The 17,647-nt window shown below is 69.6% G+C and carries 21 protein-coding genes; 5 read left to right on the forward strand and 16 right to left on the reverse strand.

Annotated features, from left to right (window positions below):
• Positions 1-17: 17 nt before the first annotated feature.
• The 15 genes from E3O47_RS02090 to E3O47_RS02160 form a co-directional block, all read right to left on the reverse strand.
• On the reverse strand, positions 18-1,502 hold the full coding sequence (locus tag E3O47_RS02090; RefSeq protein WP_134419403.1) for a flagellar hook-length control protein FliK: 1,485 nt from the start codon (positions 1,500-1,502) through the stop codon (positions 18-20).
• Entirely contained in the window at positions 1,499-2,188 is a 690-nt protein-coding gene (locus tag E3O47_RS02095; RefSeq protein WP_134419404.1) for a C40 family peptidase, read from the reverse strand. The genes E3O47_RS02090 and E3O47_RS02095 overlap by 4 nt, the downstream gene beginning before the upstream one ends.
• Positions 2,185-2,625, reverse strand: a complete 441-nt coding sequence (locus tag E3O47_RS02100) for a hypothetical protein (protein WP_134342027.1) — start codon at positions 2,623-2,625, stop codon at positions 2,185-2,187. Before E3O47_RS02100 ends, E3O47_RS02095 begins: the two co-directional genes overlap by 4 nt.
• Positions 2,625-3,956, reverse strand: coding sequence for a FliI/YscN family ATPase (locus E3O47_RS02105; protein ID WP_134374482.1), 1,332 nt, complete (start codon positions 3,954-3,956; stop codon positions 2,625-2,627). Before E3O47_RS02105 ends, E3O47_RS02100 begins: the two co-directional genes overlap by 1 nt.
• A 2-nt stretch (positions 3,957-3,958) precedes the next feature.
• Entirely contained in the window at positions 3,959-4,612 is a 654-nt protein-coding gene (locus E3O47_RS02110; RefSeq protein WP_134419405.1) for a hypothetical protein, read from the reverse strand.
• Positions 4,602-5,621, reverse strand: coding sequence for a flagellar motor switch protein FliG (gene fliG / locus E3O47_RS02115; protein WP_104099360.1), 1,020 nt, complete (start codon positions 5,619-5,621; stop codon positions 4,602-4,604). The genes E3O47_RS02110 and fliG overlap by 11 nt, the downstream gene beginning before the upstream one ends.
• Entirely contained in the window at positions 5,618-7,213 is a 1,596-nt protein-coding gene (gene fliF / locus E3O47_RS02120; RefSeq protein ID WP_104099361.1) for a flagellar basal-body MS-ring/collar protein FliF, read from the reverse strand. The genes fliG and fliF overlap by 4 nt, the downstream gene beginning before the upstream one ends.
• A complete protein-coding gene (gene fliE / locus E3O47_RS02125) occupies positions 7,213-7,545 on the reverse strand; it encodes a flagellar hook-basal body complex protein FliE (protein ID WP_104099362.1) in 333 nt (110 codons plus the stop codon). Before fliE ends, fliF begins: the two co-directional genes overlap by 1 nt.
• On the reverse strand, positions 7,545-7,937 hold the full coding sequence (locus E3O47_RS02130; RefSeq protein ID WP_104099363.1) for a flagellar basal body rod C-terminal domain-containing protein: 393 nt from the start codon (positions 7,935-7,937) through the stop codon (positions 7,545-7,547). Before E3O47_RS02130 ends, fliE begins: the two co-directional genes overlap by 1 nt.
• Positions 7,937-8,278 carry a flagellar basal body protein gene (locus E3O47_RS02135; RefSeq protein ID WP_104099364.1) on the reverse strand — a complete coding sequence of 114 codons (342 nt, stop codon included), beginning with the start codon at positions 8,276-8,278 and terminating at the stop codon, positions 7,937-7,939. Before E3O47_RS02135 ends, E3O47_RS02130 begins: the two co-directional genes overlap by 1 nt.
• Before the next feature lie 263 nt (positions 8,279-8,541).
• Entirely contained in the window at positions 8,542-8,889 is a 348-nt protein-coding gene (locus E3O47_RS02140) for a hypothetical protein (RefSeq protein WP_134401499.1), read from the reverse strand.
• Positions 8,882-9,310, reverse strand: coding sequence for a flagellar export chaperone FliS (gene fliS, locus E3O47_RS02145; protein WP_104171316.1), 429 nt, complete (start codon positions 9,308-9,310; stop codon positions 8,882-8,884). Before fliS ends, E3O47_RS02140 begins: the two co-directional genes overlap by 8 nt.
• Before the next feature lie 11 nt (positions 9,311-9,321).
• Entirely contained in the window at positions 9,322-10,704 is a 1,383-nt protein-coding gene (fliD, locus tag E3O47_RS02150) for a flagellar filament capping protein FliD (RefSeq protein ID WP_134419406.1), read from the reverse strand.
• A gap of 156 nt (positions 10,705-10,860) precedes the next feature.
• Entirely contained in the window at positions 10,861-11,706 is an 846-nt protein-coding gene (locus E3O47_RS02155) for a flagellin (RefSeq protein ID WP_194085914.1), read from the reverse strand.
• Positions 11,707-11,790: 84 nt separating this feature from the next.
• Complete coding sequence (locus E3O47_RS02160) at positions 11,791-12,657, reverse strand: sigma-70 family RNA polymerase sigma factor (RefSeq protein ID WP_134419407.1); 867 nt, start codon at positions 12,655-12,657, stop codon at positions 11,791-11,793.
• A gap of 442 nt (positions 12,658-13,099) precedes the next feature.
• Between E3O47_RS02160 and E3O47_RS02165 the strand changes: the two genes are divergently transcribed.
• From E3O47_RS02165 to E3O47_RS02185, 5 genes are all read left to right on the forward strand, one after another.
• A complete protein-coding gene (locus tag E3O47_RS02165) occupies positions 13,100-13,585 on the forward strand; it encodes a flagellar protein FlgN (protein WP_104171319.1) in 486 nt (161 codons plus the stop codon).
• 10 nt (positions 13,586-13,595) lie between these two features.
• Entirely contained in the window at positions 13,596-15,062 is a 1,467-nt protein-coding gene (gene flgK / locus E3O47_RS02170; protein WP_134342033.1) for a flagellar hook-associated protein FlgK, read from the forward strand.
• A 3-nt stretch (positions 15,063-15,065) separates the two neighbouring features.
• Positions 15,066-15,956: a flagellar hook-associated protein FlgL gene (flgL, locus tag E3O47_RS02175; RefSeq protein ID WP_134419409.1), complete on the forward strand. Its 891-nt coding sequence runs from the start codon at positions 15,066-15,068 to the stop codon at positions 15,954-15,956.
• Positions 15,953-16,363 (forward strand): flagellar assembly protein FliW, encoded by a 411-nt coding sequence (locus E3O47_RS02180; protein WP_134419410.1) that lies wholly within the window; start codon positions 15,953-15,955, stop codon positions 16,361-16,363. The genes flgL and E3O47_RS02180 overlap by 4 nt, the downstream gene beginning before the upstream one ends.
• Before the next feature lie 76 nt (positions 16,364-16,439).
• Entirely contained in the window at positions 16,440-17,072 is a 633-nt protein-coding gene (locus E3O47_RS02185; protein ID WP_241986049.1) for an NUDIX domain-containing protein, read from the forward strand.
• A 195-nt stretch (positions 17,073-17,267) separates the two neighbouring features.
• On the opposite strand, the gene E3O47_RS02190 is transcribed toward E3O47_RS02185, so the two are convergent.
• A complete protein-coding gene (locus tag E3O47_RS02190; protein ID WP_134401495.1) occupies positions 17,268-17,639 on the reverse strand; it encodes a VOC family protein in 372 nt (123 codons plus the stop codon).
• Positions 17,640-17,647: the final 8 nt, after the last annotated feature.

Raw genomic sequence — 17,647 nt, forward strand, 5'->3', positions numbered from 1 at the left:
TCTGAGGTGGCAGCAGGTCAGGCGAGAACGTCGATGGTGGTGTGTGAGCCGGCGGCGCGCAGGGAAGACAGTCTGAGGTCGGCGGCACGGTCGGCGGCACGGTCAGCGGCACGGTCGGCGGCAGGGCCGGCCGCACGGTCGCCTCGGGTCGCCCTGTCGTCTTCGGCCGGCCACTCCTGGCGGGCGTCGGGTCCGCCCTGTCGGGAGGCCGAGGGGTCCGAGGCGCGGGCGTCGGCCGACAGGGTGAGCTGCGCGTTCAGCCCGCCGCCCGACAGGTCCCGGCGCAGGTCGGGCAGGATGGCCCGAAGCGCCTCTCGGGCCAGGTCCGTGGGCGCGAACAGCTCGACCCGAATGTGCTCCCCGCGCACGTGAGCCCGCACGGTGACCGGGCCCAGATTGTCGGGACTCACGCTGATGGTCAGCACGTGGTCGCCGTTGGCGGCGCCCACCAGGGTGAACAGGGGTCGGGACACCTGGCCGGCCAGTGGCGCGGGCGGTGCTGCCGGGGCGCCGGACGGCACAAGGGGGGCGGTGGCCGGGGTGGCCGCCGTGGCCGGCGTGCCGAGCGGCACGAGCAGGGCGGCGGGCGCCGAGGCTTCGGCCTGGTTCAGGTTCACGGTGGCCGCGCGGTCACCGGCGACGGATGTCCCTGCGGCCGCGCCGAGGCCGGTGGGCGCCGTGAGGCCCGTGGGCGCCGTGCCCGCGACAGTCGCTCCGGCGGAAGATGCCGTCCCGGCTACGGGCCCTGCGGTGGCACCGGGCCCTGCGGCGGTGACGGGCGCGGCGGTGACGGGCGCTACGGCGGCGGGTGCTACGGTGGCGGGTGCTACGGTGGCGGGTGCCGGTGGCACCGGCATCGGGGCAGCGAGAGTCCCGGCCGGAAGCGCGGTACCGCCAGCGGCGTTCGCTGCGGTGAAAGTGTTGGAGTCTGCGGCGGACGTCTCCGTGGAGTCTGAGCCGGCTTCGGATTCGGTGGCGGCGATGGTGGAAGTCTCGGCGGTGCCGGCGGTGCCGGCGGCGGCGGTCGGGATGGTCACGGCCTCGGTCCCGACGGAGTCGGCGAGGGCAGCACTGTCGGCTCCGGTGGCTTTCGCACCGGTCGGCAGTGGCGAGAGGCTGAACCCGGCGGCGGTCGGGGTGGCGCTCGGCTGCTGGTGCTCCGGGGCCGGCGCCGCGCCGGTCAGGGCGTTCCTCAGATCAGTGGTCGGTCCGGAGGCCGGTTCGGCGGTGCGCTCCGAGGTCGGCTCGGGAGCCCGGGATGAGGTTGACGCGGAACCCGGCGGAGACGCGATCGTGGAGGTGCGCGGGCCCACGAGGGTGCCCTGCAGCACGGACGCGAATGAGCCGGCACCCGGGCGGGCACCCAGCGGGCCACGCGAAGCCGAGGGGGAGGCGGCGGCGGAGGAGGCGGATGAGGACGCGGCAGCGGATGAGGACGCGGATGCCAGCGCCTGCGCCGCGGTGTGGGGCGCCGGCGCCAGCCGGACGGACGTGGCGCTCATCGGGAGGCTCCGTTCATGAATGAGGCCAGTGCGGCGCTGAGCTGGCTGCCGGCGGCTGACGAAGCGGAGGCCGTGCTCGAGGACGCCGGGCTCGCGGTGGCGGCCGGGGCATCCGGAATCACACGGCGGATGGTGTCGATCTCGGAGTCGTCCATGTAGGCCTCGACCAGTGAGACCGTGCGGCCCTCGTAGGGCGCGTGGATGACCTTGTTGTCGCCGGCGTAGATCAGGATGTGCTCGCCGCCGCCGGTGACGATCAGGTCACCGGGCTTGGCCTCGGCGAGGGAACCGACCTCGGTGCCGATCTTCATCTGGCCCGACACGAGGCGCGGCACGTCTATGCCCATTTCGGCATACACGGTTTGCACCAACCCGGAACAGTCCATGCCGCTGGCGTCTTCACCGCCGAAGACGTAGGGCACGCCCAGGTACTTCTTCGCGGCGTCGACCACGTCGGCGCCGGTGGCCCCACCCGGGTTCGGTGCGGCCGGGCCGACCGCGGCGGCGCCCGACGCCGACGCGAGGGCGTCGGCGAAGGTGTTCGCCGAGGTGCTCGCGCCCGCCCCGATGGTGGCGCTGCCGGCTGCGGCAGTGGCCTGCGCCTTCTGGGCGTTCGCCCCGGCCGAGAGCTGAACGAGTGTCGCCTGGATCTCGCTGACCCGGCTCATCGCCGCGATCATGGTCATCGCGGGTCACCGCCCGCGCCCCGGTTGCGGTGCCAGCCGGTCGACGCAATCTCGTCGAGGATGGTCTGTTCGCGGTGCAGGTCGTCGGCCGCGACCAGGGCTCCGTGCCTGCCCTCGAGCTTCTCCAACCGCACCGTATCGGCACGGGTCGCTTCGAAGGCGACCTGCGCCTCGCCGACGGCAACCTGGTAGTTGCGGCCGAGGGCCTCCATGTCGGCCAACATGCTGTGCGCCGAGGCGCGGGCGGAGGCGATCGCCGACAGCGTGTCAGCCCCGCTGGCCAGACTCGGCGCGTGCCGCAGAGTGGCCCTGGTCGCGGCCCGGCGAGCCGCGTTCGCCTGAACGACGGCGTTGGCCTGGGCCAGGTCGCCGGCGGCCTGGTCCTGCTGCAGGTGCCGTAGCCGGAGGAGCCCGGCCAAAGCGAAAGTGCGTTTCATCAGAGCGCCCCCAGCGTTCGAGTAAGTGTCGTGAGTTGGTCCCAAGCGAGCGGGGCCGAGGTCTGGTCGTCCATGCGCTGCTGGAGGAACGCGTTGATGGCGCCCTCGTTGTCGACGGCGGCGTCGACAAGCGGGTTCGTGCCCCGCCGGTACGCGCCGACGTCGAGCAGGTCCTGCGCGGTGCGGCGTGCGGCGAGCACCCGGCGCAACAGGCCGGCGACCTGGTTCTGCTCGGGGCTGTTGACCCGGGAGGCGACACGGGAGATCGAGGAGAGCGCGTCGACAGCGGGGAAATGGCCGAGGACAGCCAGTTTGCGGTCGAGTACGACGTGTCCGTCGAGGATCGAGCGGGCGGCATCCGCAATCGGTTCATTGTGGTCGTCGCCGTCGACGAGCACCGTGTAGACGCCCGTGATCGACCCGGTTTCGTCGGTGCCGGCCCGCTCGAGTAGGCGGGCGAGCAGGGAGAAGGTCGAGGGCGGATAACCGCGGGTGGCAGGGGGTTCGCCGACCGAGAGGCCGATCTCGCGCTGGGCCATCGCCACCCGGGTGAGTGAATCCATCATCAGCATCACGTCGGCTCCCTCGTCACGGAACGACTCGGCGATCCGGGTGGCCAGGAAGGCGGCGCGCAGCCGCATCATGGCCGGTTCGTCGGAGGTGGACACGACCACGATCGAACGGGCGAGCCCCTCGGGTCCGAGGTCGTCTTCAAGGAATTCGCGCACCTCGCGGCCGCGCTCCCCCACCAGGGCGATGACCGAGACCTCCGCGTCGGTGCCGCGGGCGATCATCGAAAGCAGCGAGGACTTGCCGACGCCGGAGCCGGCGAACAGGCCCATCCGCTGTCCCTTCCCGACGGTGGTGAGGGTGTCGAGCACGCGCACACCCAACTGGAGCGGCGTCTGGATGCGGGAGCGGGCCATCGCGGAGGGGCTGTCGTGATCGAGGCCGACGAACCGGGCACCGGAGAGAGGGCCTTTGCCATCGATGGGCCGGCCGAGGCCGTCGATGACGCGCCCGAACAGGCCGGCGCCGGTGGGCACGAGGTGCGGGGTTCCGTCCGAGCGCACGGGCGCGCCGATCCGAATTCCGGTCATCCGGCCGAGCGGCATGCACCGGATGCCGCCCTGCGTCGTGGCGACCACCTCGGCGTCGATCTCCCCGCCGTCGCCGACCGTGACCAGATCGCCGATCGCGGAATTGAGCCCGCGCACCTCCAGACCGAGACCGACGATCGAAGAGACGACGCCCACCCGCTGGGGCCGCGCGGCGTCGAGGGCGGAGCGGATCTTTCCCGCGCGCGGACGCCAGGCGGGGGCCTGCGCCAGGGTCACGACCGGGCTCCGGTGAGGGCGGCCTTCGCGCGGGTAAGCGCGGTGCCGATCCGGGCGTCAAGGAATCCATCGGGGAACTCGGCGATCGCGTCGCCACGGGCGAGGTCGGCGTCCGCCGTGAAGTCCACGCCGGCATCCGCGCGGGTGATCAGGTCGATCAGAGCAAGGTCGGCGGGGTTCATCCGCACGGAGTGCGGGCGAATGGTACCGAGTGCGCCGGTGGTGACGGTCGCACCGGTCACTCCGGTCGCGAGGGCGCGGCCCAGTGCGGCCCGCGCCGAGGCGTCGGCGTCGCCGAGTGAGTAGCCGAGGATCGCTTCGGCCAGCTCCAGCGCGGTCGCGACAAGGGTGTCCTCCGCCTCCTGGATCACCGGAACGGTGCGCTCGTGCAGCGCGGCGGCGGCGGCACCCAGCAGCGCGACCGCCCGGTCGATCCGCGCCTGGCCGATGGCACCGGCGGCGGCCTGCTCGGCGTCGAGCCGCGCGATCCGGGCATCCACCTCGGCGGCGGCCGCCCGGAGTCCCGCGGTGTAGCCGGCGGCGTGCCCCCGGGCCCGGGAGGCGTCGCCGCCTGCGTCCCGCTCGCCCTGCAGGCTGGGGAAGGTCACGGCGGAGAAGTTCGACCGGGCGGTCGCTGCGTCAAACAACATAGTCGTCCTCCTCGGCACGTTGCACGGTGATGCTCCCCTGCGCCTCGAGGTCGCGGATGGCCCGCACGATCGTGGCGCGCGCTTCCTCGACCTGCGACACCCGCACGGGCGCCATGGCTTTGACCTCGTCGTCGAGGATCTCCCGGTTGCGCTCGGACAGGTTGGTGCGAATGATCGAGACCACAGCGTCCGCGGAGCCCTTCATGGCGATGGCGAGGATGCCCGCGTCGATGCCGCGGAGCACCTGCTGTACGTCTCGGTTTTCGAGCTTGACGATGTCGGCGAAGGTCAGCATCCGTGACCGGACCTCTTCGGCCAGGGCCGGATCGCGCGCATCGAGGGCTTCGAGAAGGGCGCGTTCGGTGGCCACATCGGCCCGGTTGATGATCTCGACGAGCGGCTGGATGCCGCCGACGATCTCCACCGAGTCGCGGGAGGAGGCGACGGCGCCGACCCGGGCCTTGAGGGTCTCGGTGACCACGCGCACGGCCTCGGGGGTGGCCGTACCCATGCCGGCGATGCACTGCGCCACCTCCGCGCGCAGGTCGGCGTCGAGGCCGCCGAGCACGGCGGAGGCGTGCCCGGGGCGCAGGTGCGCGAGCACGAGCGCGATGGTCTGGGGCAATTCGCCGTCAAGCAGGGTGAGGATCTGCAACGGCTCGGCGGCGTCGAGAAACTCGAAGGCCTTGCCGGCCATCGACGAGGCCACCTTGACCATGACGCCGGCCGCTCGTTCCGCGCCGAAGGATGCCTCAAGCAGGCCGATCGCGTAGGCGTGACCGCCGCGCCGGGTATGGGCACCCTTGACCGTGAGTTCGTGGAACTCCAGAACGGTGGTTTCGGTCACCTCCGGGTCGACCCGGCGCAACTGCACCATCTCCGCGGCGATATCGGCCGCCTCGGCCTCGGTGAACTGCTTCATCACTTCGGTGGCGCGCTGGTGCTCCATGCTCATCAGCACCACGGCGACCTTCTGCGTGCCGGTCAGGGCCGGCTGGGCGTCGATCATGCGGGCTGCCGGTCATCCATCAGGCCGCGGAGGTATTCCGCGGTCTTCGCAGGGTCACGCTGAGCGAGTGCGTCGATCTCCACCCGCATCCGGTCGGAGGCCGGCGGCAGATAGGCCACGGTCGGGGTGGGGTCGATCATGATCGGCGCGATCGGGGCGCTCAGCGGGAACGGCACCTCCGGCACGGACAGCGCGGGCCGGACCTCCATCATTTCGTCAAGCTCGATGGACTCGCGGCTCTGGCGGCGCGAACGACGCGCGTAGAGGATGAGCCCCAGCACGAAAGTGATGACAATCCCCGCGGTGATGATGGCGATGCGCATGATCTCTGCGAACCGGTCGGCGGCGGCCGCCGCTTCGGTCGCCGCGAGGGCCGCGGCGGCATCCTCTGCCGCGCCGCCGTTGAAGCTGACTACCTCCACGGTGACCGCGTCGCCGCGCTGCACGTCGATGCCGGCGGCCGAGGCCACCAGCGAGGTGACGTCGGCGACGTTGAGCTGACCCACGACGTCGGCGTTCACGGCCACCGAGACCGTCTGCCGGTTGATCTCCCCGGCCGGGATGGTGCGGGTCTCGGTGACCTTGTTGACCGCGTTGTTCTTGGTGGTGTCCTCGGAGGTGAAGGTTCCATCGCCCTCGGTGCCCGCCGGGACGGCGATGTTGTCCGGGCCGAGGACGCCGGCCGCGGAGCCGCCGGCGCCCGTGTACGACTCGGTTTTGACGGCCTCGTTGAGGGCCGGGGCATCCGTCGGGGTGGTGAACGATTCCTCGACCCGCTGGGCCGACTGGTAGCTCATGTCGGCGGCCACGACGACGGTGGCGTTGCCGGGCCCGACGACCTTGTCCAGCATGGCCTGCACGGCCCCCCGCACGCGGTCCTCGTAGGCGCCGGCCTGCTGGTCGGCGGATCCGGTCGCTCCCACGCCGACCGCCGAGAGCACGACACCCGTGGAGTCGATGACGGCCACGTCGGTGGGTGCCATCCCGGCGATGGAGGCCGAGGTGAGGTGCACGATGGACTGCACCTGGTCGGCGTTCAGGGTGCTGCCGGTGGCCGTCTCCACGAAGACGGATGCCGTGGGGTCGCTCTGCTCCGACGCGAACACGGTCTCTTCGGGGATCGCCAGGCGCACCGAGGCGTTCTTGACGCCCTTCATGGCCTTGACGGTGTTGGCGAGTTCGCCCTCGAGCGCCCGCTTGTAGGTGACCGACTGCTGGAACTCGCTGGAAGTGACACCCATGGTGTCGAGCAGCCCGTAGCCGCCCGTGCTGGAGGACGGCAGGCCGGCTGCGGCGGCCTTGAGGCGCTCGTCGTAGACGTTCTGCTGCGGCACCAGGATCGTCGCGCCACCGTCGCTGAGCTCGTAGGCGACGCCGTCGGTGCGAAGCTGCTCGACGATGGTATTCGCGTCGGAACCGCTCAGCCCGGAGAACAGGGGCGTGAAGGCCGGCTTGGTGGCCCACATGCTCAGGGCGGCGATGCCCAGGGCAAGCACGGCGACGCCGATGATGGCGACCGTGCGCTGGGCGACGGAGAAGGACCGGATGCTCTGGCCGAGGCGTGCGAAGGCCGACGTGATCGGGCGCGGCATCAGGCCTGCATCCTCATGATCTCGTTGAACGCGTCGACACCCTTATTGCGCACGGCGGCCACGAGTTCGAGGGTGACCTGGGCGCGAGTCGAGGCCAGGGTGGCCGAGTGGATGTCGGTCAGGTTTCCGGTTACGGCCTGCACCGTGAGGGTGTTGGAGGTGGCCTGCAGCTGCTGCAGATTGTCGACGGCGCCGACCAGGGCGCTGCCGAAGGCCGAACCGTCGGCGCCCTGGCTCCCCGGGGTTCCCTGCACACCCTGCAGGCCCTGCACGCCGGAGAGGTATCCCGTGCCGGTCACGGACTGGATCGGGTTGATCGAACCGATGGTCATCAGGAGCGTCCAATCTGGAGTGCGGCTTCGTAGGTCGTCTTGGCACGGTCGACGACGGCGGCGTTGGCCTGGTAGCCGCGCTGCGCCATGATCAGCGCGCCCATCTGCTCGGCCATGTCGACGTCCGGGCGGCGCACGTAGCCGGCCTCGTCGGCGAGTGGGTTGCTCGGGTCGAAGGTCAGAATTCCCTCGGCGTCGCCGAGTGCCGTCCCGGCCGCATAGGCTCCGGTGGTGCCTTGGCCGGCCTGGGCGACGATGTAGCGCGCCTGGAAGGCGTCACCGTCGGTGGCGGTGACCGTGTTGGCGTTGGCGATGTTGTCCGCGACGGCGTCGAGCCATTTGCGGTGCAGGGTGAGGCCGCTGCCGGCAATCCCGATGGCGTCGAGGGTCATCAGCTGGTTCGCATCGCGGAGCGCATGGCCGTGAACGGTCCGTTGACGGCCTGCGCCGCGAACTGGTACCGCAGCACGGTGTCGATGTTGGAGAGGGTCTCGGTGTCGAGGTTGACGTTGTTGCCGTCGAGGCGGGTGGGCTCGAGGGAACTGGCGGTGGTGGCGACAGTGCTGCCGCTGCCGGCCTGCACAGACTGCGCCAGGGCATCCTCGAACGCCACACGCTTGGCGTGGTAGTTCGGCGTGTTCACGTTCGCGATGTTGTTCGCGATGGTGCGCTGGCGCAGGGCCAGCCCGTCCAGCGCGCTGGAGAGCGCCGTCATGGTCACGGATTCAAACACGGATACCCGATTCGTCGGCAAAACGAGGGCGGCCGATCCGTGGCCTGTGGTCGAGCAATCCCTGCTCGCTCCTAGCTATCGGCCGGTGGCCGAGGCGCGTAAGGAGTTGTCGCGGAACTTCTTTCCTCACGTTTTCGAGCGGAACCCCGCAACTGTTGTCGAAACGGACAACTGTTGCCCGCGCACGGGCAACAAATGTCCGAGCGGGCAACAGTTGGCCCGCAGCGGCGGTAGCCGGCAACGGGCGAGAGGTGGGCGGGCAGTCAGCCGGCTATGTCGAGGTAGACGGCCTGGTCGGTGTGCTGGGCCGAGATGATGGTGCGCACGGCGGCGAGGTGCACGCCGGCGGAGCGCCGGGCATCCTCGATCTCGCTGATCAGTTCGAGCTGGCCGGAGAGCAGGCGCCGGGCGCGCGTCTCGAGGTCGGCGGGCAGCTGGCCCAGGTGTGCGGGCGCACGCCACTGCACGCCGGTAGAGAAGCGCTCCCCCGGGCCGGCCAGCACGGCGTCGCGCGCGCCCGAGCCGAGGCTCGACTCGAGCTGGTCGAGCACATCCAGCCACTCCTGGCGGTCGTTGGCAGATTCGTGGGTGTCGAGCAGAACCCTAGGCAAGACCGTACTCCCCGCCGGCACGCGCCGCGCTCTGGGCCGGCAGCAGCTCGGCCGCTTCGTGCCAGGTCTGCCGCAGCGGCTCGAGCAGGGCGATGGCCTCCCGGGTACGGGCGACATCCCGATGGATGTTGGCGCTCATCAACGCGTTGGACACGTAGGTGTACAGGGCGAACAGACCCTCGCCGCCCTCCCAGGCCTCCACGTTGAGCGAGGTCGACAGTTCGGAGACGATCGCCTGGGCGTGCAGGAGGTGCTCCGAGGCGACGGCCCAGTCCTCGATATTCTGGGCGATCTCGGCGCGGCCGAGATCGAGCAGCAACCGGTCGTAGAGCATCGTGAGCAGGCGCACCGGCGTGGCCGAGAGCACCGCTTCGCGGTTCAACTGTGCGCGCCGGGCCTGTGCCCCACCCATCATGCTCATAACAGCCATCATCATCCTGTGCTCGAGGTCGGGAGCCCGGCAACCTGGGCACTCAGCCACGAGGACTGTGCTTTCAGGGCGCTGAGCTGGGTTTCCAGTGCGGTGTAGGTGCTCTGCAGGGTCGCCCGGCGGGTGGCCAGGCTGCGGTCCCAGTCGGCGATGCGGTCGCCTAAGTTCTTGACCGTGGACTGCTGACCGGTGATCTTCGCGGTGATCTGACCGTCGTATTTGTCCGAGGCCGATGACGCCGCTGCTGCGACGCGGGTCGCGATCTCCTGCACTGCTGCTTTGACGGTTACCGGGTCCTTGGCGAGGGCCGCGGCGAACTTGGCCGCGTCGAACTCCATGGTGCCGGATCGGGTGATGCTGATGCCGTACTCCGACGGCGAGTGCCCGTTGATCGGTGCCGAGGCGGCCGTGAGAATGCGCTGCTTGACGTCGCGCACGGTGCTGTCGCTGGTGAAGATGCCGGCCGACAACACGGCGGCCCCCGACGCGTTGGTGCTGTTGACGACCGCGGACTTGGTGGAGATCAGCGCGAAGACGCCGTTCAGGGAGCTGACCAGACCCGAGGCCAGGGAGCCGATCTGCGCGTCGTCACGAGCGACCTTGATGGTGACGGGGTCAACGGAGACGGCGGATACCGTGATCGCGACGCCGGGCAGCAGGTTCGCGAACGTGTTGGTGGCCGAGGTGATCGTCTGGGCGGCGGTGCTACCGGCCCACAGGGTGACGCTGGCGTCCTGGGCGGTGCGGATGACGGCGGCACCCGCGGCGGCCAGCAAATCGGGCGCGCTGTTCGCCGTGACCTCGGCGGCGGTGCCCTGATAGACACTGAAGGCCTTGGCCGAACCGGAGTCATTCCCGGTGAACTGGAGCCGGTACTGAGCGACGCCGCCGGCATCCACTCCGGACGCGACCTTCGTGGCGGTAACTCCGGTGTTGGCGGCGTTGATGGCCGTGGCGACGGCGTCGAGAGAGGTCGAGCTGACGGAGATCTCGGTCGTGACACCGCCGGAGACGATGGTCAGCACGGCCGGGTCGGCGGGCCAGGCGGTCATGGCCGCGGAGACGCCGACCTGGCTGCGAGCGAGGTTGGTGACGACGACGTCGAGTTGCCCGGCGCTGGCGTTGGCCGAGACCGCCGTCGTGACGGTGGGAGAGGTACTGGTGGCCGAATAGAGGTCGAGTGCGGCCGGCTTCGCGGCCTTGCCGGCCAGATCGGCCAGGCCGGCGATCTGGGTGTTGAGGCCCTGCAGCGCCGAGATCAGGTTCTGCGACGAGGAGACCTTGGCCTTCAGCAGCGTCTGCGGAACGGCTTCGACCTGCATCAGGGAGTTGATCAGGGAGGTGGTGTCGAGCCCGGAGACGAGTCCGTCGATGGCGTTCGTCATGTCTTCCCCTCCTTACGTTTCTGCGATCAAGCTGGATGGTGCGGGTGTAAACGTGAATGGCTGGCGGCGACCGAGGGATGAGGTCCAGTTCATCTCTTAGGTCACCACCAGCCATAGTTCACCGTGCGGTTTCCCGAAAGGTTCAGCTACTCAGGGTTAGCGGAGCAGCGACAGCACGCCCTGAGCGGACTGGTTGGCCTGCGCGAGCATGGCGGTACCGGCCTGCGAGAGGATGCTGGAACGGGTGTACTTGACCATTTCCTCGGCCATGTCGGTGTCGCGGATGCGCGAGCCGGCAGCGGTGAGGTTCTCCTTGGAGACGGCCAGGTTCTTGATGACGCTCTCGAACCGGTTCTGGTTCGCGCCAAGCTCGGCGCGTGACGTGGACACGGCCTTGATGTTCAGGTCCAGTGCGGCGATGGTGGACAGGGCCGTTGCTGCGTCCTTGAAACCGTCAGTCGCTGCAGTTCCCAGCACCTCAATGGCGGCACCGATAGTAGACACGTTCGTGAGATTCACAACAATCTGGTCGGTTGCAGCGACGCTGCCAGCGCCGACCTGGAAGGTCAGCGACGCCTTGACGCCGTCGAGCAGGGCCGTACCGTTGAAGTTGGTCGAGGCCCCGATACGGGTAAGTTCCTTGCCCAGGGCAAGAACCTCGGTCGTGATCGCGGTACGCGAATCGGTGTTGTTCGAGTCGTTGCCGGCCTGGACTGCGAGGTCACGAACGCGCTGCAGGATCGAGGTGACCTCGTTCAAGGAGCCCTCAGCGGTCTGGATGACCGAGATGCCGTCCTGGGCGTTGCGGCTGGCGACCGTGAGGCCACCGACCTGCGACTTGAGGCCCTCGGAGATGGCCAGGCCGGCCGCGTCATCCGCTGCGCGGTTGATGCGGAGGCCGCTGGAGAGCTTCTCCAGGGACTTGGACATGTCGTTCTGCGTGGCGGCCAGGTTGCGGTACGTGTTGTTGGCCGCGAGGTTGGTGTTGATCTGCATACCCATGATGAAATCCTCCGTGATTGGGTGGTGAACGCCAGGCCATCCATGGCCTGACACAGTGAGCTATCGGCCTCTGCTGAGACCGCGTTAGCCGTTGATCGAAAAAACTTCCCGGGTGTCTGAACCGGCAGGATCGGCAGCATCCGTCGACCCGGCGGCGTACGCCACCCCGCTCGCGGTGGCGAGGCCGAGCATGGCCTGGTCGGCGAGGCGGGCGAGGTAGGCGCTGCGGCGGGCCGGCGCAATGCGGGACTCGGGAACGTATTCCACCTCGGCGTCGTCGGAGTAGTGCGTGCCCAGGCCGTCGCGGAGCAGACGGATGGCCTCCGCCCGCTGCTGAGACACCGCCGAGTGGGTGATTCCGAGCTCGACCGCGATCTCCTTGACCGAGCGGTCGTCGAAGTAGACCTGCTGAACGATCACGCGCATCTTATCCGGCAGTGCCGCGATGGCGGCGTGCAGGTAGGCCAGGCGCTCGGCGGAGAGCAGCGAGTCGCCGGGGAGTTCGGTTCCGGAAACCAGGAACTCGGCGGTGGCGTCATCGAGGGTCGAGACGGTGCGCTCGGAGTCGGACAGGCCGGCGATCGCGGTATCCCGGTCGACGCCGAGGGCGGCGGCGACCTCGTCGACGGATGCCGCGCGGCCGAGGGCGCCGGCCAGCGTCTGCTGAACGGCACGGGTCTCCTTGATGCGGCGGCGGGCCATCCGAGTGGCCCAGTCATTGGAGCGCATCTCGTCAGCGAAGGCGCCGATGATGCGGCGCCGTGCGAACGCTCCGAACGGAACGCCGAGGTCGGCGTTGAAGGCATCCGCCGAGGTGATCAGGGCGAGAGCTCCGGCCGAGGCCAGGTCGTCGCGGGAGAGGTGCCGGGCCTTGGCCCAGGTTTCGGAAACGAGGTAGCCGACGAGCGGGAGGTTGTCGATCACCAACTGGTTGCGTTCTGCACGATTCACACGGAACTCCCTGAGTGCTTGACACCTGAATTGTCCCGATCGATCAGGCAAGGGCCTGGTCGAACGAGTGGCCGGGTAGGCACGGGGACGTTGCGAGAAAGCGGGGATGTGACGCAGGGGTTCGGGGCCCAGGCCACAGAACTTCGCGGCCATGATTAAAACGTAAAGGCGCGGTCGGTGGCCGAATGCGCAACGGTGCCCCCACAACGGGGCCAGGCACCCCCACATCGGGGCGGATCACCCCGCAACGGGGGCCAGGCATCCGGTGTCTGCCGGAATCGTGTCCTCCCTTTAGTGGACACCTTCAGTCTCGGCTGGCAGTCTGAATCCACACCGTGGCTAACCGGGGGCCGTCACCTGCCGATAGTCGTAGTAACAAGCCGTTGACCTGCGCGATTTTGCGCGGACCGGCCGCACCAGACGACAGGCAGTTGGAGGAGACGTGGGCGCCAATGAACTATCAGCGTTGCTGTGGCGCGAGCGGGAGCTCCTCGAACTGCTCGTCTTCAAACTCGACGAGGAACAGCTGCTGCTGACCAACGGCAAGACCCGCTGGCTGCAGCAGGGCACCCGTGAGGTAGAGCAGGTGCTCGGCCACGTTCGGGATGCCGGCCTCGCCCGCTCGGTCGAGGTTGCCGCCGTCGCCCTCGATTGGGGAACGGCCGAAGACGCCACCCTGCGCGAGCTCGTGGCTCACGCCCCCGCCGGCCCGTGGTCCGAGATCATGGCCGCGCACCTCAAGGCGATGGGTGAACTGACCACCCAGATCAAGGAACTGCGCGACGCCAACGAGCAGCTGCTGCGCTCCGCCGCCCGCTCCAGCCAGGAGACCCTGGCCGACGTGCGCGCGAACACTCAGACGTATGACGCCACCGGGGCCGCCGGTGCGCGCCCCACCGGCTCCCGACTTTTCGACCAGATTCTGTGAGGGTGCCGCGATGAGCACCTTCGGAGGACTCAACACCGCCTACACCGGCCTGGTCGCCGCCCGGCAGGGTCTCGACGTCGTGGGCCAGAACATCGCCAACGCGAACACGGAGGGGTACACCCGGCAGCGGGTGACGACCTCCGCGGTAGACGCGTCGACCCGTGTGGGCCTGATGAATTCCGGGGTGCGCCCCGGCCAGGGTGTCAGCGTCGACGGAATCGCCCGCCTCGGCAGCGCGTCGCTGGACGCCCAGGTGCGCGGCACCGCCGCGGTCGCCGGCTACTCCGCGGTGCGGGCGAACGCGTTGAGCGCCGTCGAGGCCTCGCTGAAGGAGCCCGGCGAGAACGGGCTCTCCGCCCAGCTGCAGGAGTTCTGGGCCGGCTGGCACGACGTGGCCAACGCCGCCGGTGAGACCGCGCCCGCCGGGGTGCTGCTGGGCCAGGCCGGCGCCGTCACCACCCAGATCAGGCAGGGGTACCAGGCGGTCGCCGCGAAGTGGTCGTCGGAACGCGGAAGCGTGGACACCATGGTCGCCGAGATCAACGGCGCGGCCGCCCAGGTGGCCGAGCTGAACGCGCGCATCCGTCAGTCGATTGCTGGCGGCGGAAACGCCAACGAGCTGATCGACCAGCGCAGCGGTCTCACCACGACCCTGGCCGCCCTCACCGGCGGCACCGTCGTCAACCGCCCCGACGGCACCGTCGACGTGCTCGTGGGCGGCAACGCGCTGGTCACCGGCGACACCGCCCGCCCACTCGTTGCGCTCGGTGCCCGCACCCTCGACGGTCCGAACGGCCTCACCGACCCGGTCGGCACCGCCGGGCCCGTGCGCGTGGAGTGGGCCGACCGCACCGGCGCGATCCCCGTCGACGGCGGCGAGCTCGCCGGCGCGCTCTCCCTGCTCACGAAAACGGATGCCGCCGGCACCGGCGGCGCCCTCGCCGAAGCCGCCGCGGCGTACAACTCCTTCGCCACGGGCCTGGCCGCGAAGGTCAACGCGATCTATTCCACCGGCGACAACTCGACCCGCCCCGGCCCCTTCTTCGGCTCGGCGGGCACGGGACCGGCCGCGCTCGGCCTGTCCGTCCTGCCGACGAACGCCGCCGAGCTCTCAACCGGGCTCACCGCGAACGGCGCCCTCGACGGCTCCATCGCCGACAGGATCGCCCAGCTCGGCGCCGGCACGGTCGTGGACGCCGCGGGAAACCCGGTGCGGTCCCCCAGCACCGACTGGTCGAACATTGTCACCTCGCTGGCCGTGACCACGAAGAACGCGCTGCGCCAGGCATCCCTCGCCGACCTCACCTCGACCGCCGCGGTGGGCGCTCAGCTCTCGAACTCCTCCGTCGATCTCGACGAGGAGAACGTCAACCTGCTTATGTTCCAGCACGCGTACCAGGGCGCCGCCCGGGTGCTGACCGCCGTGGACGAAATGCTCGACACCCTGATCAATCGCACCGGACTGGTGGGAAGGTAACCCATGATCGCCCGCGTCACCTCCCAGACCCAGATGCGCTCCGCACAGACCAATCTGCAGGCCAACCTCGCCCGGATGGCGCAGTTGCAGGAGCAGGCCACCTCGCTCAAGGCCATCGCCCGCCCCTCCGACGACCCCGCTCGGGCAGCCGATTCCCTCACCGTGCGCGCCGAGCAGCGCGCGGTCACGCAGTACGCCCGCAACGCCGACAACGGCGACGGCTGGCTCACCACCGCCAGCATGGCACTGGCCGAGGCCACGAACCTGCTGAACCAGGTGCGCGACCTGACCGTGCAGGGTGCCAACGACGGCGCTCTCTCCCCCGCCGCGAAGGAGGCCATCGCGGCCCGCCTCGACGGCCTCACCCAGAACCTGCTCGCGCAGGCGAACGCCGACTACCTGGGCCGCAGCGTCTTCGCCGGAAATTCGGATGCCGGGCTCGCCTTCCGGGACGACCCCGACTTCACCTTCACGGGCACCGCGACCGCAAGCGTCGACCGCCGCATCGGCGCGGACACCACCGTGAGGGTCGACGCCGACGGCGCCGCCATCTTCGGCACGGCTACGAATTCGATTTTTGCTCTGATCGGCACCATCGCCGACGACTTGCGCACCGGCACGAACGTGGGTGCCCACCTCACAGCCATAGACTTGGCAATGAAGACCGTGCTCACGGCGCAGACCGATGTCGGTGTGCGTCAGGCCCAGATCCAGAAAGCCGGGGAAGCACTCGTGCAGCACAAGGGAAATCTCGAGGCCCAGCGGGCCGGAATCGAGGATGTCGACCTCGGCCAGGCCATCCTCGACCTGAAACTGCAGGAGGTCACCTACCAGGCGGCCCTGTCGGTCACCGCCCGGGTGCTCCAGCCGACGCTGATGGACTTCCTTCGATGAGCGCCGTTTCGACCGCCGGCACCGTGACCGCCGCCCTGAGCTTCGTGTCCCCGCCGCCCGGGCTGGACCCGCTGACCGAGTTCAGCCTGACCGAGATTCCCGGCGCCGACGGCCTGTTCTCGCTGCAGTCCGCAGCGGACCAGCGAACCCGTCTGTTCGTGCTCGACGCATCCGTCTACTTGCCCGACTACTCCCCCGTGATCAGCGACGAGCACGCGGCATCGCTCGGCCTGACCGGGCCGGATGACGCGCTGCTGCTTGTGGTGACGAACCCCGGCGAGGACGGAACGACCGTGAACCTGATGGCGCCGATCGTCGTCAATGCCGCCACCGGTCGCTCGGCGCAGATCATCCTCGATGGCCAGGACTGGCCGCTCCGCGCCGAGCTGGGCGCCCGCTCGGCCTGAGCGGACGGCTCACCCTGCCGGCTTGACGACCGAGTGGCTGCACCGCTGGGTGTCGCCCGGCGGATAGCCTTCGGATATGACCCAGGGCATCGATCTGCATTCCGGCGCACACCACCTCCCCGCAGCACTCGACGTTGAGACGCTCCTGGCCGGCTGGATGCCGGTCGACCCGGCCCAGGCCCGGTTGCGAAGCGAATATATCGACTTCGTGCGGGCGGGCCGCGGTTCTGCGCTCGACCGCGACGGCGGCGCCGAGCATCTGACCGCGAGTTGCTTCGTCTTCACTCCGGACCTGAGTCGCGTGCTGCTCTGCTTCCATAAAAAGGGCCGGTTCTGGGTGCAACTCGGCGGGCACATCGAGGCATCCGACCTCTCCGTGGCCGCGGCCGCCCTGCGCGAGGCCCGCGAAGAGGGCGGCATCGCCGAACTCAGTCCTCTCGACGGCCGACTCGTCGCCGGGACCGGCGACCCGTTGCCGGTCGACGTGCACCGGCACGCGCTCAGTTCGCGGTTCGGGCTCTGCACCACGCACTGGGACATCGGTTTCGCGGCTGTCGCACGGGCCGATGCGATGCCCGTGACGAGCCACGAGAGCGAAGACGTCGCCTGGTGGCCGACGGATGCCCTGCCGCAGCAGGTCCCGCAGGGTTTCGGCGACCGCCTGGCCGTGGTGCTTCGCGAGTTGGCACACCGGCTGGGCGCGCACTGAGTACGCGCCGAGCACGCACCGGGCACGCGCCGAGCACGCGCCGAGCACGCGCCGAGCACGCACCGGGCACGCGCCGAGCATGCGCCGGGCACGCACTGAGCACGCGCCGAGCACGCGCCGAGCATGACGGCCAAGCGAGGGACCGGGCGGCGCCTCCGCGCCGCCCGGGATCGGTGAGTGGGGTGACTGGGGTGGCTAGATCGTCTGCGAGATGCAGATGAAGTTGCCTTCGGTGTCGCGGAACCAGGCCGATTTTATGTCTTCGGCCGTGACGACCCCGTTCACCGTCTTCATGCCGGGGATGTCGAATTCCTCGAAGACGACTCCGCGTTCGCGGAGCGTGCTCATCTCGGTGTCGAGGTCATCCGTGATCCAGCCCATCTGGGCGTTCTGGGCCGTGCCGGCATTACTGGTCTCGTAGATCTCGAAGACCGATCCCGACCCGACGTGATACACGAGGACTCCCTCGTTGGTTTCGTCGGGGTCGAGGACAAGCGCGTCGTGGTAGAACGACTGGGCTCGTTTGAGTTCCGCCGCCGGTAACACGGTGTGCAGTTCTTTCATCATTGTGAAAC

The sequence above is a fragment of the Cryobacterium sp. TMT2-17-1 genome (assembly GCF_004402765.1).
Taxonomy (GTDB): Bacteria; Actinomycetota; Actinomycetes; order Actinomycetales; family Microbacteriaceae; genus Cryobacterium; species Cryobacterium sandaracinum.

Excerpts from the sequence above, each read along its gene's own strand:
- fliE (WP_104099362.1), bottom strand. The coding sequence starts at position 7,545 with ATGACCATCGGTTCGATCAACCCGATCCAGTCCGTGACCGGCACGGGA.
- E3O47_RS02190 (WP_134401495.1), bottom strand. The coding sequence starts at position 17,639 with ATGATGAAAGAACTGCACACCGTGTTACCGGCGGCGGAACTCAAACGA.
- E3O47_RS02185 (WP_241986049.1), top strand. The coding sequence starts at position 16,440 with ATGACCCAGGGCATCGATCTGCATTCCGGCGCACACCACCTCCCCGCA.
- fliF (WP_104099361.1), bottom strand. The coding sequence starts at position 7,213 with ATGCCGCGCCCGATCACGTCGGCCTTCGCACGCCTCGGCCAGAGCATC.
- E3O47_RS02110 (WP_134419405.1), bottom strand. The coding sequence starts at position 4,612 with ATGTTGTTTGACGCAGCGACCGCCCGGTCGAACTTCTCCGCCGTGACC.
- E3O47_RS02130 (WP_104099363.1), bottom strand. The coding sequence starts at position 7,937 with ATGACCCTCGACGCCATCGGGATTGCCGGCAGCGGCCTCACCCTGCAC.
- flgK (WP_134342033.1), top strand. The coding sequence starts at position 13,596 with ATGAGCACCTTCGGAGGACTCAACACCGCCTACACCGGCCTGGTCGCC.
- E3O47_RS02180 (WP_134419410.1), top strand. The coding sequence starts at position 15,953 with ATGAGCGCCGTTTCGACCGCCGGCACCGTGACCGCCGCCCTGAGCTTC.
- flgL (WP_134419409.1), top strand. The coding sequence starts at position 15,066 with ATGATCGCCCGCGTCACCTCCCAGACCCAGATGCGCTCCGCACAGACC.
- E3O47_RS02090 (WP_134419403.1), bottom strand. The coding sequence starts at position 1,502 with ATGAGCGCCACGTCCGTCCGGCTGGCGCCGGCGCCCCACACCGCGGCG.
- E3O47_RS02155 (WP_194085914.1), bottom strand. The coding sequence starts at position 11,706 with ATGGGTATGCAGATCAACACCAACCTCGCGGCCAACAACACGTACCGC.
- E3O47_RS02100 (WP_134342027.1), bottom strand. The coding sequence starts at position 2,625 with ATGAAACGCACTTTCGCTTTGGCCGGGCTCCTCCGGCTACGGCACCTG.
- fliD (WP_134419406.1), bottom strand. The coding sequence starts at position 10,704 with ATGACGAACGCCATCGACGGACTCGTCTCCGGGCTCGACACCACCTCC.
- fliG (WP_104099360.1), bottom strand. The coding sequence starts at position 5,621 with ATGATCGACGCCCAGCCGGCCCTGACCGGCACGCAGAAGGTCGCCGTG.
- fliS (WP_104171316.1), bottom strand. The coding sequence starts at position 9,310 with ATGAGCATGATGGGTGGGGCACAGGCCCGGCGCGCACAGTTGAACCGC.
- E3O47_RS02095 (WP_134419404.1), bottom strand. The coding sequence starts at position 2,188 with ATGACCATGATCGCGGCGATGAGCCGGGTCAGCGAGATCCAGGCGACA.